The sequence below is a fragment of the Acinetobacter sp. KH_038 genome, assembly GCF_057839405.1.
Window position 1 is genome coordinate 3,057,765 of record NZ_CM174489.1, and the last position, 16,198, is coordinate 3,073,962.

Below are 16,198 nucleotides of genomic sequence, written 5' to 3' on the forward strand. Positions count from 1 at the left end.
ATAGCTTCAATTTTAAAATTTAAAAATAATCTTTGGGAAAACGTGTGCGACACTTTCAACTAGCTGCTTTATTGGCATGTGGTCTTGCTACTACAGGGTGTGCAATCACCTCTGGTCTACAAACATACGACTTACCTGGCGAAGGCGTTTTTCAAACTGACCTGGGTACTACAGTAAATGTCATAAAAATCACTCAAGATTCCATTATGGCTACCCGGCCTGCTGAATATAATATTCAAAAACAATATGCTCACCTGTTCAAAACACAGCACCGTAACTACAGCCTGAGCCCAGGTGATATTTTATCAATTTATTTATGGGCTTATCCAGAACTGACATCTCCACCTAATATCAGTAGTGATCAGTCTGCACAAGCAAATGGTTTCCAAATCGATTCGGAAGGCTATATTCAATTTCCGATTATTGGGCGTTATAAGGCTGCAGGAAAATCATTGACGCAAGTCAATCGTGAATTACGTAATCAGCTATCACGTTACCTGAAAAATCCAGATGTAATCGCACGAATAGTATCGTATCAAGGCCAGCGTTATTCAGTGCAAGGTAATGTGATGAATGGAGGTCAGTTTTACTTAAGCGACCAACCTGTCAGTGTTTATACTGCTTTGAGTATGGCTGGTGGTGTGAATGCACAGCAAGGTGACAATACCTCGATTACCTTGGTACGTCAGGGACACTCATATAGCCTAAATACCGTAGAATTAGAAAAAGCAGGTTTTTCGCTGCATAACTTATTGATTCAGCCAAATGACACATTATATGTAAACAACCGCGAAAACCAGAAGATCTATGTCATGGGTGAATCGGGTAAAAACCAATCTTTACCATTACGTGATCAAGGCATGAGCCTCAGTGATGTACTAGGCGAAAGTCTGGGCTTAAATCCACTTTCTGCCAGTCGTAGTAAGGTGTATGTGGTGCGTAACCAACCAAATACTGCTCACACTGAAGTCTATCAGATGGACTTGACCAGTATTGCTGATTTTGGTCTGGCCAACCAGTTTAAAATGCACAGCAATGATATTGTCTATGTCGATGCATCTGGCCTGGCGCGCTGGCAGCGTGTCGTAAACCAGATTATTCCATTCTCAAATGCGTTGTATAATTTAGATCGTTTGGGGAATTAATGAAAATTAATAATATTTTGGTAGTCTGTATTGGCAATATTTGCCGTAGCCCCATGGCAGAATACTTTTTAAAACAGGAATACCCGCACTTAAAGATTGAGTCTGCAGGTATTGCTGGCGTAGTCGGACATGCAGCCGATGAAAAAGCCAGCCTATGCATGCAACGTTTTGGGATTGACATGAGTCCACATGTTGCAAAAAAACTCAATGCTGAACTGATTAAGAAAGCCGACTTGGTTCTGGTCATGAGTCAGAACCAGCAAAAGCATATCGAACAGACCTGGCCATTTGCCAAGGGCAAAACCTTTAGACTGGGGCATTGGCAAAGTAAAAATATTGCCGACCCTTATCAGCATGATCAGACATTTTTTGATGATACCTGTCAATTAATTCAAGACTGTATTGCTGACTGGAAAAAATATATTTAATTTTTTTAATATTTTCACTTTTTGATATTTAAATTATGAGCCAAACCGCCAATACCGAAGATACCATTGACCTAAAGGAATTGTTTTTTTCCTTAATTGCGCAATGGAAACTGATTGCCTTATGCATTATTTTAAGCTTGATTTGTGCCTTACTATACTTGAGAACCACACCAAATACATATGCAGTAGATGCCTTGGTACAAGTGGAAGATAGTAAAGGTACTTCAGCTGCACTATTGGGTGATTTATCCGGCATGATCAACCAAAAATCTCCAGCGCAAGCCGAAATTGAGATTTTAAAATCGCGTTTGGTGCTCGGCGAAGTCATCAATCATTTAAATTTAAATATTCGCATATCTGGTACAGAAGACAGTTTCTGGAACCGGTTAATGGCCAAACATAAGTACAGCACCGAATACTCAAAAAAATCAGTATTATTTAAAGATAATCAGAATAGTTTTGATGTTCGCCAGTTTGATATTCCACAATATTTCCAGAATAAAAACTTAATGTTAAGTTTTAAAGAAGGCAAATATAGCCTGACTGATGAGACAACTGAACAGGTGGTTTTTTCTGCGCCTCTAAACCAGATCAGTCAATCTTCATCTGAATACGGCCTTTGGAAAGTAGGTGTTTTTAGTCAAGACCGTTTTGATGCCGCTTATAATATCCGAAAGCAAAGCTTGCCTGCTGCTATGCAGACTTTAACCGCCAACTATTCTGTCGCTGAAAAAGGAAAATTGACTGGCGTATTAGGTCTCAATTATCAAGGTGAAGATAAAAAGCATATTACGCAAGTACTGAATGCTATCCTTACCGCTTATAGCCAGCAGAATATTGAGCGCCGCTCTGCAGAAACTGCTCAAACACTCAAGTTTTTAGAAGATCAGTTACCTGAGCTAAAACAGCAACTGGATGTTGCAGAGCGTGAATTTAACCGTTTCCGTCAACAATCAAATACAGTTGATGTCACCAAAGAATCAGAATTATATCTAACCCAGAGTATTGCTTTAGAAACACAAAAAGCTCAGATAGAACAGCAAGTTGCAGAAGCTTCATCCAAATACACCAATGAACATCCCATGATGCAGCAAATGAATGCACAACTCGGTGCAATCAATAAAAAAATTGCAGAGCTAGATGGGACTTTAAAACGTTTACCTGAATTGCAACGTCAATACTTACAATTTTTCCGTGAAGTTGAAGTCAAACAACAGCTATATACAGGTCTATTGAATTCATACCAGCAACTTCGTATTGCCAAAGCAGGTGAAATCGGTAATGTCCGTATTGTCGATACTGCGGTCGAACCAATTCAACCGATTAAACCAAAGAAATTACAGATTCTGATTTTATCGATTTTCCTTGGTGGCTTCTTAGGCACATTATTGGCATTGTTACACAATATGATGCGGTCAGGCATTAAAGATGCTGCTCAGATCGAGAATGAACTGGATCTGCCAGTCTATGCCACTGTACCCCGCTCTTTAATTCAAGAAAGTCGTATCAACCTTCTAAAGAAGAAAAAGAATATTCCTATTCTTGCAGTGAAGGACAGTGGTGATATTGCCATTGAAAGCTTACGCAGTATGCGAACAGCAATTCATTTTGCTTTAATGAATGCCAGCAATAATGTGATTGCACTGTCAGGCCCTGCTCCTGAAATCGGGAAATCTTTTATTACCGTTAACCTTGCTACCATTTTGGCACAAGGTGGAAAACGGGTATTGGTTATTGATGGTGATATGCGTCGTGGCTATTTACACAAGTATTTCAATGCCGATATAAAACCGGGTCTAGCTGAACTATTGAATCGTCAAAATAGCTATGAAGATGTTGTCCAGAATTCTACAGTAGATAATCTGTACTTTGTCACTCGTGGTAAAAGCCCAGTTAATCCTTCTGAATTGTTAAGTACTGATCAGTTTAAGGCTTTCCTTGATCAGGCATCTGCCAATTTTGATCATATATTGATTGACACCCCACCCGCACTTGCAGTAACTGATGGTATTATTATTGCTCAATATGCCGGGGTAAACCTATTGATCGCTCGTCATGCCAAAACCCAGATTAAAGAACTGGAAATCACGGTAAATCGTTTTGAACAGGCCAACGTCAAAGTCAATGGCGTGATTCTGAATGATGTACAAAAAGGTGCTGCTGGTAGTTATGGTTATAATTATGCCTATGCTTATAAAGCCTCAAAAGACGAGGACTAAAATAGATTTAATTGGTATCCATTAATTTTGATCAACCTAAGAAAATTAATTAAACATTTTTTAGAGCAGATCAATATTCTGGATATTGGCTTAAGAAAATAAGCCAATATTATAAGGCTTCAGACTGATTTAAACTCTCTCGGTTCAAATTAGCCTGAAGCCTTTTTATTTTTCTAAAGTTTGTGATTCATTGATCTGAGGAATAGCTAAGCAGATCATATTATTTTTTACTTTAGGGCCAAATACTATGAATTAGGCGTAGATCAATACAAACAGATTGAGGATCTATCATTTCAATCATCAAGTATTAGTGGAGTAATAGTCAAAGACAAATGATTTTTGCCTGAAGCAATTCTTTTATGCAGCATTGCTACTGATAGCACTCAGATAGCCTTCAGTAATACTTAGCAGAATACTTTAATGATTTTAGCGTTGTGCATAATCGCTTTAGCTATTGAGCTAAAACAGACAAAATAGTGTCATAGGCTACAGGCTTATCATTAAGACAAATTTGAACTCATGGATAGAGTCTGTAATTTTAAAAATCAATTAGTTAATCCAATTTATATAATTAAAAGCCAACTGATGATACTAGCGAAAGTCATCTGTATGAACATGCCGATACCTTTATCAGCCAAGACATCTAATGAAAACTGTCCCAAGCTGAAGCAGTAGTATTGTATTGGCACGTAATAGGATAAATTGGCTTAATTAATGAGCTATCCTAGATTAATAATAAGGCTTGATTTCAGACATATTATTTTACCTCCTTTGTAAATAAAGGAGTTTCAGGCACGTTTTTACCTGAAAAGCGTGCAGCGCCAACTTCTTGATCTGGAGCATTAATTCCCTCTTGACTCAACATCACTTTAGCTGTTTTAAACATAATTTTGAAATCCAGCCAAATAGTATGGCGTTTAACATATTGCACATCTAAGGCAAATTTTTCTTCCCAAGATAAATTATTACGCCCACTAACTTGAGCAAGCCCAGTCATACCAGGTTTAACTTCATGGCGTCGCATTTGTTCATCTGTATAATGTTCCAGAAATTCTTTCATTTGAGGACGAGGTCCAACAATACTCATATCACCTTTTAATACATTAATTAGCTGTGGCATTTCATCTAAACTGGTAGAACGTAACTTTTGCCCAAATGCAGTAATACGAAATTTATCAGGTAAAGGATTACCCTCCTGATCCACTGCATTTCGCATAGATCGAAATTTAATCATTTTAAATAACCGACCATCTTTACCAGGTCTCTCCTGATAAAAGAAAATAGGCGAACCTAAATTTTTTCTCACCTTATAAGCAAGAATAATAAAAACAGGAAATAATATAAGTAATACTGTAAAAGCAATTACTATATCCAATAGTCTTTTAGAAAATTTTCGCTTAGAAAATATATCGGCTACAGAATAAAAATACCCCTGAGGTATGAAAAAAAATTTAAAAAATGAATTATCTTTACTCATAACATACCCAGATTTTTTTTTATCCATTTCGCCAAACTTTTCTTTTTTTAACGAAAATTGTATTATTTTATTTTTATATCGCCCCTCATTTATAAATTCTATTTTAAAAAATTTTTTATTTCTTCCATTAATTAAAGACTTATATATTAAAATACTACTTTCTTTATTTCTTTTAATATTATTTTTCTCTTTTTCTGCAATCATTAATAAACACCTCAATATGTCTATTTTTCATAATCATAGCAAGGCTGTTTGATTTTAAAAATAAAAAATTTTTTTTAGAAGATAAACTATTAAATAAAGCAAAAATAACCCGATAATAATATTTTTTTTATTCTTATTTTTATTCTATGCCGTGTTAGTGAAAGATTACTTAATAATACAATTAAATTTTTAAAAAATTTTCATAAAAACCGGAAACTTATATAATCGAAGCTATTCATAAATTTATCCTGAATACTTATAAAGAATAAAGAAAAGTATTATTAATCAAGGAAAATATTAATGACTAAATACGACATAGCTCACACTAAAAAAAATGTGACAAAATGTGATCTAATTTTTTATTTCGTGATAAAAAACACAAAAACCTTTCGTGCATGAATCGAACCATCAACGTCCATAATCTTATTCAATGCATATCATCTAAACATAAATCTTTAAAATTATTAAAAAATTTGGATTATATCCCCAAGATTAGAGCAAGCTATGAGTGATTCATCTCAATTCTGGGTAGGAATATCTATGCGAAGGTTTCTATAAGTCTAATTACGAATCCAGTTTGACAGGATTTAAAGTCCAACCACATCTATAGTTGTTTGCGGCTTTGTTGCACAAAGATTTGAAATGCAAAGCGCCCCTAATTGAGCCAAATTTAAGGCGTAACTTGGGTAAGTGGTCGACCTAATTCCGTAAATCTGTTAAGGACTGCTACACGTACATGGATCTCATTCACTTGGCTATCAAAACTCCTTGCACTGAGTTTATCTCCTAATAATTTGATGCAATGCATCTTAGTTTCAACCAAACTTCGCCGATGATAGCCTGACCATTTTTTCCATAGTGTCCTGCCTAAACGTTTAATTGTTCGAAGTAATTCATTTCGCTCTAGCGAGCTACTCTTTGTATCTTTCCATGGTTTCGCATTTTTTCTAGGTGGAATCACCGCATGCGCTTGCCGATCTGCAATGACCTGACGGCATTGCTTGGTGTCATAAGCTCCATCGGTATAAACAGAGTCAATCTGCTCATCTTGTGGAATCTGATTAAGTAAATCACCAAGCACCTCTGAATCACTGACATTATTGGTTGTGAGCTGAACTGCTCGTATTTGTAGGGTTTTAGCATCTATACCAATATGAAGTTTACGCCATTGGCGACGATATTCAGATCCATGTTTCTTGCGCTTCCATTCGCCCTCACCTAGAAACTTCATGCCTATAGAGTCCATGAGTAGATGCAGCCCATCGCTACTTTTTTGGTAGCTGATTGCAATATCAATATGCTTTTGTCTTCTACAAAGCGTGGTGTAATCTGGAGCTATCCAATTTAATCCGCAAAGTTTAATCAGACTTTGCACAAAGCCAGTAACCATACGTAAAGACAGACGGAATAAGGATTTAATCATTAAGCAGCATTGGATGGCTGCGTCGGAGTAGGTTTGATTTCGCCCTTGTTTGCCTTTTGATGGCGCATACCATTGCGTAGCAGGATCAAACCAAATGGCAATATTTCCGCGACTCATGAGTGCTCGGTTATATGCGGGCCAATTGGTTGTGCGGTAGATTTTGTGTGTAGGCTTCTTCATTTGAAAATTATATCGCTGAAAAAGCCTTTACAGATAGGTTTGTGCAACAAAGCCGTTGTTTGCTAATAACTAATCTATAAATGTCGCGTTTTTTCTGCTAAGGCTATAGGCCATTTCTCTGTGATCTAGAAAAGCCTAGATATAGCTTATTAACCGGTTTTGTCCAGTCTAAGAATATAAATAATAAAAGTCAGTCCAGCGAATTCAATAAAAATAGTAATAATTGATTTCCCCGAAAATAATTTGATTTCGACCCGCTGAGTCATTCATTGATGCATAATCAAATCATGGTACGAATGAATAAGCCCCTCAAACCTAGGCTGGTTTAGTCATGCACCAAGCCTTATAAATCTATACTATAAAAATCATGTACAATTGCACGGGCGCCAAAACTTTCTTTTTGATTAATCAATCCCGTGTTTAAAAACTTTCCTTCTTTTTCATTTGAGATACCGAAATCAAAGATCTTAGCGGACTTCATACTTTTATTGATTAAAAAATCAATTAGAAGGTCTAAAGCTCTTTCTTCTCTCCCCTTATCATTAGACGCTAAATACTGTAAATGAACTACTTTCTCAGTTTCAAACGTCACTGCAGCTGCAACAATGTGACCTTTAAAACAACATTTATAAGACCTTATATTATTAGGAAATCTACTTTTTAATAAATCTATTTCTGCCTCATTATGAACTGGCTTTTGATTATGATGTTGATGTAAAACTCTACGAATAACCTCCCAAACAATGCTTGGCTGTTCGACTTCTTCATAAGTTAAACCAGATTTTTTTGCTTTATTAATTGACCATTTTTTAGATTTCGAATAAGAAAAATCTTCTTGTAAATCAATAGAAGCACTAATATCTCTACGGTAGAGACTTGCTTCATTTAGGAATAAAGCATATAAATCCTCTTGAGCAGGATAATTATGATAAATACTCGGGATACATTTATATATAATTTTTTTAATATCTTTCTCTTTTAAAAAAGATTTTAATTCAGAAAAAATACTTAACATATCAATAGCACGGCAACTCCTATCAATCAAAAAACCACCAAATGTCAGACCTTGATGACTATAAAAAATATTATCTTTAATATTTCCTGGCAATAAAGCCATAATTTTATCTTTATCATCTTTAAATATTAAAGAAAAGTCTTCAAATCGGTCAGAATGATATTCTATAAAATCCCGATTAAACATAAAATGATAATTTTTACAATTCAATAAAAAATTATTCCATTCATCTTTATCTAAGTATTCATATTTTTTTATTTTAAAACATACAGCTTCTTTCACTATAATTACCTTTATTATAATTTATTATTCTATAAATAAAATCTTAGGATTTCGTAATTTCTAACATTTGTAATAGTTTATGATTAATTAAATCTGCATTAAAATTTTTTTTAGCATATAAATATCCTTGATACCCCATTTTATTCACTTGCTCGGGATGCTCTATAAAATAAACCATTTTATCTGCTAATGCTGTTACATTCCATTTTGGAATCAGAAAACCAGTCACACCATCTACCACAGTCTCATTACAACCCGGTACATCAGTAGTAATCACTGGACGCCCGATGGCCATCGCTTCTTGTGTACTACGAGGTATACCCTCACGATAATAAGAGGGTAATACAAAAACTGCGCTCTCACATATTCGATGAGCTACATCTTTGACAAATCCATCATACTCTATAATATCTTCATATATTAATCGTTTTAATTCCTTCTGTTTTAGTCCTGTAGGGTTTTCTCTATCTAAGCAACCTATGATCTTAAATATTACTTCAGGATATTTTTTTTTAACTATCTTAGCTGCTTCTAAATACTCAAATATGCCCTTTTCAGCGATTAATCGAGCTACAAAAATAAAAGATATGTTTTTTTGATTATCCCATTTTTTATAGCTGAAATCCTGTAAATTAAGTCCAATAGGTCCTAAAACTTCAATAGCATCTTTTTTATGAGGAAGACTATAGTGATGTACTAAGTCTTTAGGATCTGCATGATTTAAGAATATAATTTTATCCAAATATGGAAATGCCAGTCTATATAGAGAGATTTGTATGAATCGGATTAACTTAGTTTTAATATTTTGCCCATGTTTATGAATGGTAAAGGGAGAACCTAAGCCTTCAATCATGCCATAGATATAAGGAACCTTGGTTTTATATGCCGCCAAAGTTGCATAAATAACTGGCTTGGTTGAATATGAAAAGACAATGTCTGGTTGAATTTCCCTAATTTTATTTATAAGCTGAAAAATAGAATACAGATCAGATAATGGGTTAACTCCTCCTCGACTAAGGTGATAGGTAATAGGAATAGCTCCTAAACCTCTAATTATATCTAACCATTGATCATCATATTCTGATACAAAAGCATAAACCTGATGACCATGCTCTAAACACGTGGAAATAAAATCTTTACGAAAATTATAAAGGTTATAAGCAGTAGAACCTATAATGGCAATTTTTTTAGTTATCATTATTTTAATCGTCCTATAATTTCTAATTGTAAAGTATAAAAATTTCTATCTTCTTCAGAAATAGCAGTCATCCTACGCTTATTTAAAATTTTCATTAGATTCAAAAAACTTAATATTTTTACAATTACTTTTTTTATTTCAAATTTCAAAACAATCTTATTCTTATCGAGATCAGATATAATATTATTATAATATTTTTTAATTAATTCTATTTGGGTATTATAACCACGGATCATTTTCTCTTTTTTTACATTTTCTATTTCTCGGTAAAAATATAAGGGTTCTTGCATAACTATATAGTTTAAATCACTTTTTATAGCTGCTAAAAGCCATAATTCATAATCTTCAGCTAAGCAATTAGTTTCCTGATAAGGATTTCTTTGACACCACTCCTTACGTGCCAGCAGTGAAGCATGTAATAAATTTGTCAAACCTTGTAAAATTTCTTTAGGTTGCATTCTATGATTGGAAAAAATTCTTTTTCCTAAAATTTCATTTTTATTCCCAATCGAATACAGACTAGTAACAACTAAATCAATATCAGGATTTTCATGTAAGACTTTTATCTGTTTTTCAAGACGATTTACTGCCATTAAGTCATCAGCATCCATGCGGGCAATAAAGTCGTACTTTGCTTCCTTAATAATCTGGTTTAAGCGATAAGGTAGTCTTCTATTAAAACCGTCAGAAATGATGCGAATTCGGGGATCAGCAAATGATCGAGCTATTTCTAGAGATCGATCTGTTGATCCATCATCTACCAATATTAGCTCCCAGTTTTGAAAAGTTTGGGCTAGTACTGATTTGATCGCATCTTCCAGGTATTTTTCAGCATTAAAAAATGGAATTCCTATAGAAATATACATATTTATTCTTCCTTATTATTATTTGAAAATAGTAAAAAAGCAGCTAATAAAAACCAAAAAATAATCGTTCTTGCACTATAGGTAGTAAACCCATATAACATTGGTCCTAAAAATATCATCTTGTTTGAAAATGATAAATTCCTGAATATCTGGTATAAGAATATTAAAAATAAACTTATACCTATAATTCCGTAATAAAATAGGATCCCTAACCAGGTTGAATGAATTTCATTATCTGCAGGGTTATATAACCAATGGGCACCCTGTCCGGCACCAAAAATTAAATATTGAGGATAATCAAGGAAATTAAGAAGACCGCGTCCTTCTACTTGGCTATTTCTCTGATCGAGTCCTTCTACAAATCTCAATACAACACTGTCAAAAACCCCTAATATATATAAAAAGTAACCTAAGAGACTAAAGCATACTAATGTTCCAAAAAACACCAATATCCTTTTATTAAGGTCCCCTTTTTGACTAAAAATAAATCCTAGAGTTAACATCAAAAAACCAATTGATGCTGATCTTGACATGGTCAACAAAATCAAAAACAGGGCCAAGAAATAAACAAATATTTTTTTAAAGTTGTTTTTAGATATATATATATATATTGCACAAGTACTTAGGATCCAGAATGCCATCTGATTAGGATCATTAAAAAGGCCATTATATCGTGGCTCAAAATCATAACGACCTAAGTCAATTGCCCAGATAATGAACCCTACAATATAAGAAATAGGAATAAGAAATAACAGCTTTTCATAGAAAAAGTTAACTTGGACTTGAGTCAAGTTTGTCATTAACAAGAAAAACAATAAATTAAATATCCAGTAAACAGTAGACATCATATAACTAGAGTCTAGCACTATCAAATACCATGCAAAATTTACAATGATTGCATACCCTACAAAAAATAACATTATGCTTGAATACTCAATATTTATTTTAGATTTTTTACTAAAAAATAATAGAAGTGCCCCCATAATAAAAATGTGACTAAACTGCGGGACACCACTAGACCAAAAATAAAACTGCGATAAAAAAAATGAAAATAATATAAAATATATAATGGCTTTATCTTTTATATCAATATCACTTAAAAAAATAATGTTATCCTTTGAATTACTTTCATTTAAAATAATCATCATCTATTCCTTTTATATTCTCCAATGCACCATTAAGAGCAAAAGATCTTATTAATATTTTATATTATTAAATTTATTATTTTTTTCTTTAGATTATTTAAAGATGTTTTTCTTTATATAAAATCAATAATACTAATAAAATTTATTTTTCATTAATTTTTTTAATGAGCAACCAGTAAAAAAATCTTAAAAAATCATATGTCAAAATTTCAGAAGGATACTCTTTCAAAATTCTTAACATTTTTTCTAAAGATTTCTTTTTAGATAATAATCCCCATTCAAATGCATTTATCCATAGAACTCTTTTTTTGGCTTTATTAAATAAAAGATGATTTTGGTACTTATTTAAAATCATGATTCTTGAATCATGCATAAGAGAAGTCTGTTTATGCATATTGTTATCATGCAACCTATATTTAGCAAAAAGGACAGGAAGGTAACATAATTCGCCTTGTTGTGCTAAAAGCAACCACATATACCAATCTTCAATTTTTACCTCGGCGTTATAACCACCTATCTGTTTTAGAGATTTTGTTCGAATTAGTTGTGTAGTGGCTGGTAAGTCGTGTTCTAACAATAAAATCTGGTCAAAAGTATAACTTTTCTGTCTTTTAATTCTATCTTTTATAAAATTAGAATCATTATCAATAACTGACACTCCTCCAAATACTGCAATACAATTTTTATTATGATTTAAAAATTCAGTTTGTATTTTTATTTTATCTTTTAAAATTATATCATCAGATGCAAGAGAAGAAAAATATTTTCCCTGTGCCCATTCCAATGCTTCATTCAGGGTTGCACTCAAGCCCTTATTTTCCCGATGCCTAAACTCGAACCGGACAAATCGTTTTTTACATAAAGAAATCAGTTCCTGTATTTTTTCTACTGAAGAGTCCGTAGATCCATCATCAATAATAATAAGCTCAATATTCTGATAAGACTGTTCAATTACGCTTTTTATACTATCACAGATGAATTTTTCATGATTATAACTTGGTATTATTATAGAAACTAAAGCCTGTTCACTTTTCTGCATGTTAGGTCTCTCTTATTTTAATTGTTTAAATACAAATAAACTGATTACGATCCAGTACATTCCATAATTAATAAGATGAGCAATGGATACACCTTCAAATCCAGATATTTTAGTACATATATAGGTCAAACTAATCAAGGATAAGGTGGATATAATTTCAGTTAAAATATACAGTTTGATCATTGCCTTACTGATCATCAAATAAGCCAATATCCAGCTTCCTATTTTTAATGCATCACCCATCATTTGCCAAAAGAACAAATTCTGCATAGGTGCGAAAGATGGACTAAACAATAACTTAATAATCCATTCACGCAATATAAAAATGCTCATTCCCCCTGCAATAGCCAGTGGGAAAATAAATTTATAACCGAGATAGACTTCATTTTTAATTTCATTAATATTATTTAACTCTGAAAACCTAGGTAAGTAATAAACTCCTAATGTAGTTGTAGCTAACATTAAATATGCGGCACTCAAACGGATCATGGCTTCCCAATAGCCCGCATAAGCTAAACCAAATTCTTGGGTCAAATATGCTCGGATTAGCATTTGTGACAAAGGTACACAGATCGCGCTAACCAATGCCATTAAAAGAAAAGAAGCAAGCTTTTTAGTAATTTCTGAGTCTATTCTTCCAAACAGATATGAAAATTTAAACCAATCTGCCTTATAACACAGGGATAAAGTCACTATAAAAGCAATGGACTGATATATAGAAAGTGCGATTAAGGCTCCGTACAAATGCAGTTGAATTGCCAAGACAGCCGTAATCACTAAGGCAAACAAACTCCCTGCAATATTAGCCAGTACCAGTTTTAATATTTCTTTTTTACCATTCAATATGGCTAAAAATAATGTATTTAAATTAAAAAATAATAGAAAAATGGCAAACCAGATAAAAACATTTTGATACTTAAGTGACTGAAATATATAGATTGAAAGTTGTTTTTGAAAAATTAGTATTACACATGTAAAAATCAAGCTTAATAGTAAAACGATACTGCCTGCTGTTTTCCAAATTGCGCGTTGTTTACTTTCATCTTCATGATATTCGGCAGTATATTTGACAACTGCCGTATTAATTGCACTACCAGCAAAGCTCGTCACTAGCTGAATAAAATTTTGAAATTGACCTATAGCCGCATATCCGGTTGGCCCGAGATAGACAGCCAGAATTTTATTCAGTACGAACATGGTTATGGTCTTAATTAAGACTGCCACGCCATTGAGTACACTGGTCTTAAATAAATTCATCTATGTTTGAAAACCATTACATAATTGAACAACTCGCTTTGCTTCATCCATGGACAAAGCAGGTCCTATCGGCAGGCTCAAGACCTCCGCATGTAGTTGTTCTGAAATTGGCAACCTTAAATCATTCCATTCCTTATAGGCTTTCTGCTTATGAGGTGGAATCGGATAATGAATAAGCGTTTGTATCTCATGCTCTACCAAATATTTTTGTAACTCTTGCCGATGTCTGGTCCGGATCACAAATAGATGCCAGACATGTTGAGTATAGGCCCGCGTATCTTTATTTTTGAGTGGTAACTCAATTAATGGATTCCGGATTTCTTTCAAATATAAATCTGCAATTTGACGACGATGCTGAGTCTCCTGATCTAAAAATTTCAGTTTTACATTCAGCATCGCCGCCTGAATTTCATCCAGGCGACTATTCACTCCAGCTACCAGATTTTTATATTTTTCATGTGAGCCATAGTTACGTAGAGCTGTAAGCATATGAGCTAACTCAGTATCATTGGTCGTAATCGCACCGGCATCCCCCAATGCACCTAAATTTTTACCTGGGTAAAAACTAAAACCTGAAGCATCACCCCAGTTTCCTGCTTTTTTAGCTTCAATTTCGGCACCATGAGCCTGTGCTGAGTCCTCCAAGACCAGTAAATTATATTTCTTAGCAATTGCCATAATTTCTGGCATTGCTGCAAGTTGTCCATATAAATGAACAGGAACAATCACTCTAGTTCTGGTTGTAATCGCTGCTTCTATTTTTTCAGGATCAAGATTAAAACTATTGATATCCGGTTCAATCAATACTGGCTGTAAATTATTCTCGGTAATAGCTAAAATACTTGCAATATAGGTATTTGCAGGCACAAGTACTTCATCGCCTTCATTCAGTTTACCCAGTTCCCTCCATGCACGCAGGGTCAGAGTCAAAGCATCCAATCCATTGGCAACCCCTATGGCATATTTTGTGCCACAATAATTTGCAAAATTTCGCTCAAAATCTTCTAGTTCTTTGCCACAGATATACCAACCGGAATCAATGACCCGGGTACAAGCTGCTATAAGCTGGTCACGGTATTGCGCATTTATCGCTTTTAGATCAAGAAAAGGAATCATTCTTATAATCTCATATAAAATTTATTATCTATTTTTTAGTTTCATATTTACTAAATATAAATATTAATTAAATTAAGTAAAACCAAAAGCTATTCTTTCAGTTCATAACTCTTAGTCTTTAAACTTGGCTCTAATAAGAATTTCTTTATTTTTCTATTTAAAGGCTTTTCAATATATTTATACATTAACAAGCTAGCTAATAGAGTTACAAGAAATACAATGATAGAAAACAACATCAAATCCATATTAACGGAAAGTATATTTTTAATATAATTTAAAACCTGTATCTCCAGAACATGCAGCAAATAAAAAGAAAAACTGATTTCCCCAGCTAGAACCATATATTTATTTGATAAAAACCGGGTAATAATACTTTTTTCTTTAACCACATAAGACAATGCGAAAACAAGAATAATTGCAGCCATAGGCAACCAGTAATACATTGAATATCTATAACTGATATCTATTTTGCTATGAAACACAAAGAATAAGACAAAAAGTAAAATTGCGCCTAATTCAAATACAAAAGTAGGTATATTGATTTGAGAATAATAGAATTTTATTTTTTCATAAAAATCGAACAGAATAATACCAAGTAAAAAATCAGAAAAACGTATCAATGGCGAGATATATAACCAATAGTGGCCCTGATTTGTATCAAGCTGAATATTTAAAAGAAAAATACCGACAAGATATAAAATAAAAATATAAACTCTTATTTTTTCAGAAATTAAAAACAAAAATGGGAAAAGCAGATAAAAAAACATTTCATCAGAAATACTCCAGGAGGGTGAATTCAATGAAAAATGAACATTTTCTTCTAGAAAGAAACTTTGTATCAGAAAAATGTGTTGAATTAAGTATTCCCATCCTGTTTCTGAGCGCAAGTAAGTCAGTAGAAGCACCAATGCTGTCATAGCAATATGAACCGGATATATTCTTACCAAGCGAGAAATATAAAACTCTTTTTTTGAAATATTTCCTGTTAAAATTTTCTCCTTATAATTATAGGCTAGAATAAATCCGCTCAATATAAAGAAAAAACTCACCCCTAAAAAACCCTCATCAAAAATACTGTTAAATATATTTGCATAATGAGTGTCATTTTTGAGAAAAGCCAAATGGCTCAGAAAAACAAAAAGAGCGAAAAACATACGCAATGATGTAAGTGGCTTTATCATTTCATACCTCTCCTTTATATTTA

At 33.3% G+C, this 16,198-nt stretch carries 13 protein-coding genes; 3 read left to right on the forward strand and 10 right to left on the reverse strand.

All coding sequences use genetic code 11. The features are described from left to right. Positions 1–44 precede the first annotated feature (44 nt). From AC3IT7_RS14530 to AC3IT7_RS14540, 3 genes are read left to right on the forward strand one after another with little or no spacing between them, the layout of a single operon-like run. On the forward strand, positions 45–1,145 hold the full coding sequence (locus AC3IT7_RS14530) for a polysaccharide biosynthesis/export family protein (protein ID WP_262472658.1): 1,101 nt from the start codon (positions 45–47) through the stop codon (positions 1,143–1,145). Continuing rightward, positions 1,145–1,573 (forward strand): low molecular weight protein-tyrosine-phosphatase, encoded by a 429-nt coding sequence (locus tag AC3IT7_RS14535; RefSeq protein WP_262472660.1) that lies wholly within the window; start codon positions 1,145–1,147, stop codon positions 1,571–1,573. The genes AC3IT7_RS14530 and AC3IT7_RS14535 overlap by 1 nt, the downstream gene beginning before the upstream one ends. A gap of 35 nt (positions 1,574–1,608) precedes the next feature. Then, a complete protein-coding gene (locus AC3IT7_RS14540) occupies positions 1,609–3,792 on the forward strand; it encodes a polysaccharide biosynthesis tyrosine autokinase (RefSeq protein WP_489248934.1) in 2,184 nt (727 codons plus the stop codon). A 757-nt stretch (positions 3,793–4,549) separates the two neighbouring features. On the opposite strand, the gene AC3IT7_RS14545 is transcribed toward AC3IT7_RS14540, so the two are convergent. The 10 genes from AC3IT7_RS14545 to AC3IT7_RS14590 form a co-directional block, all read right to left on the reverse strand. Further along, a complete protein-coding gene (locus tag AC3IT7_RS14545) occupies positions 4,550–5,200 on the reverse strand; it encodes a sugar transferase (protein WP_489250026.1) in 651 nt (216 codons plus the stop codon). 943 nt (positions 5,201–6,143) lie between these two features. Then, positions 6,144–7,076 (reverse strand): IS5 family transposase, encoded by a 933-nt coding sequence (locus AC3IT7_RS14550; RefSeq protein WP_489248935.1) that lies wholly within the window; start codon positions 7,074–7,076, stop codon positions 6,144–6,146. 343 nt (positions 7,077–7,419) lie between these two features. Then, on the reverse strand, positions 7,420–8,373 hold the full coding sequence (locus AC3IT7_RS14555; protein WP_489248936.1) for a GNAT family N-acetyltransferase: 954 nt from the start codon (positions 8,371–8,373) through the stop codon (positions 7,420–7,422). 43 nt (positions 8,374–8,416) lie between these two features. After that, positions 8,417–9,571 carry a glycosyltransferase family 4 protein gene (locus AC3IT7_RS14560; protein ID WP_489248937.1) on the reverse strand — a complete coding sequence of 385 codons (1,155 nt, stop codon included), beginning with the start codon at positions 9,569–9,571 and terminating at the stop codon, positions 8,417–8,419. Beyond that, positions 9,571–10,437 carry a glycosyltransferase family 2 protein gene (locus AC3IT7_RS14565; RefSeq protein WP_489248938.1) on the reverse strand — a complete coding sequence of 289 codons (867 nt, stop codon included), beginning with the start codon at positions 10,435–10,437 and terminating at the stop codon, positions 9,571–9,573. Before AC3IT7_RS14565 ends, AC3IT7_RS14560 begins: the two co-directional genes overlap by 1 nt. 2 nt (positions 10,438–10,439) lie before the next feature. After that, the gene (locus tag AC3IT7_RS14570; RefSeq protein WP_489248939.1) at positions 10,440–11,582 is read right to left on the reverse strand and encodes an O-antigen ligase family protein; all 1,143 of its coding nucleotides are present in this window, start codon (positions 11,580–11,582) and stop codon (positions 10,440–10,442) included. Between the two features lie 142 nt (positions 11,583–11,724). Beyond that, positions 11,725–12,621, reverse strand: coding sequence for a glycosyltransferase family 2 protein (locus AC3IT7_RS14575; protein WP_489248940.1), 897 nt, complete (start codon positions 12,619–12,621; stop codon positions 11,725–11,727). A 12-nt stretch (positions 12,622–12,633) separates the two neighbouring features. Then, positions 12,634–13,878 carry an O-antigen translocase gene (locus tag AC3IT7_RS14580; protein WP_489248941.1) on the reverse strand — a complete coding sequence of 415 codons (1,245 nt, stop codon included), beginning with the start codon at positions 13,876–13,878 and terminating at the stop codon, positions 12,634–12,636. Beyond that, complete coding sequence (locus AC3IT7_RS14585) at positions 13,879–14,994, reverse strand: DegT/DnrJ/EryC1/StrS family aminotransferase (protein WP_489248942.1); 1,116 nt, start codon at positions 14,992–14,994, stop codon at positions 13,879–13,881. It abuts the gene before it with no gap. A gap of 89 nt (positions 14,995–15,083) precedes the next feature. Beyond that, entirely contained in the window at positions 15,084–16,175 is a 1,092-nt protein-coding gene (locus tag AC3IT7_RS14590) for an acyltransferase family protein (RefSeq protein WP_489248943.1), read from the reverse strand. Positions 16,176–16,198 lie beyond the last annotated feature (23 nt).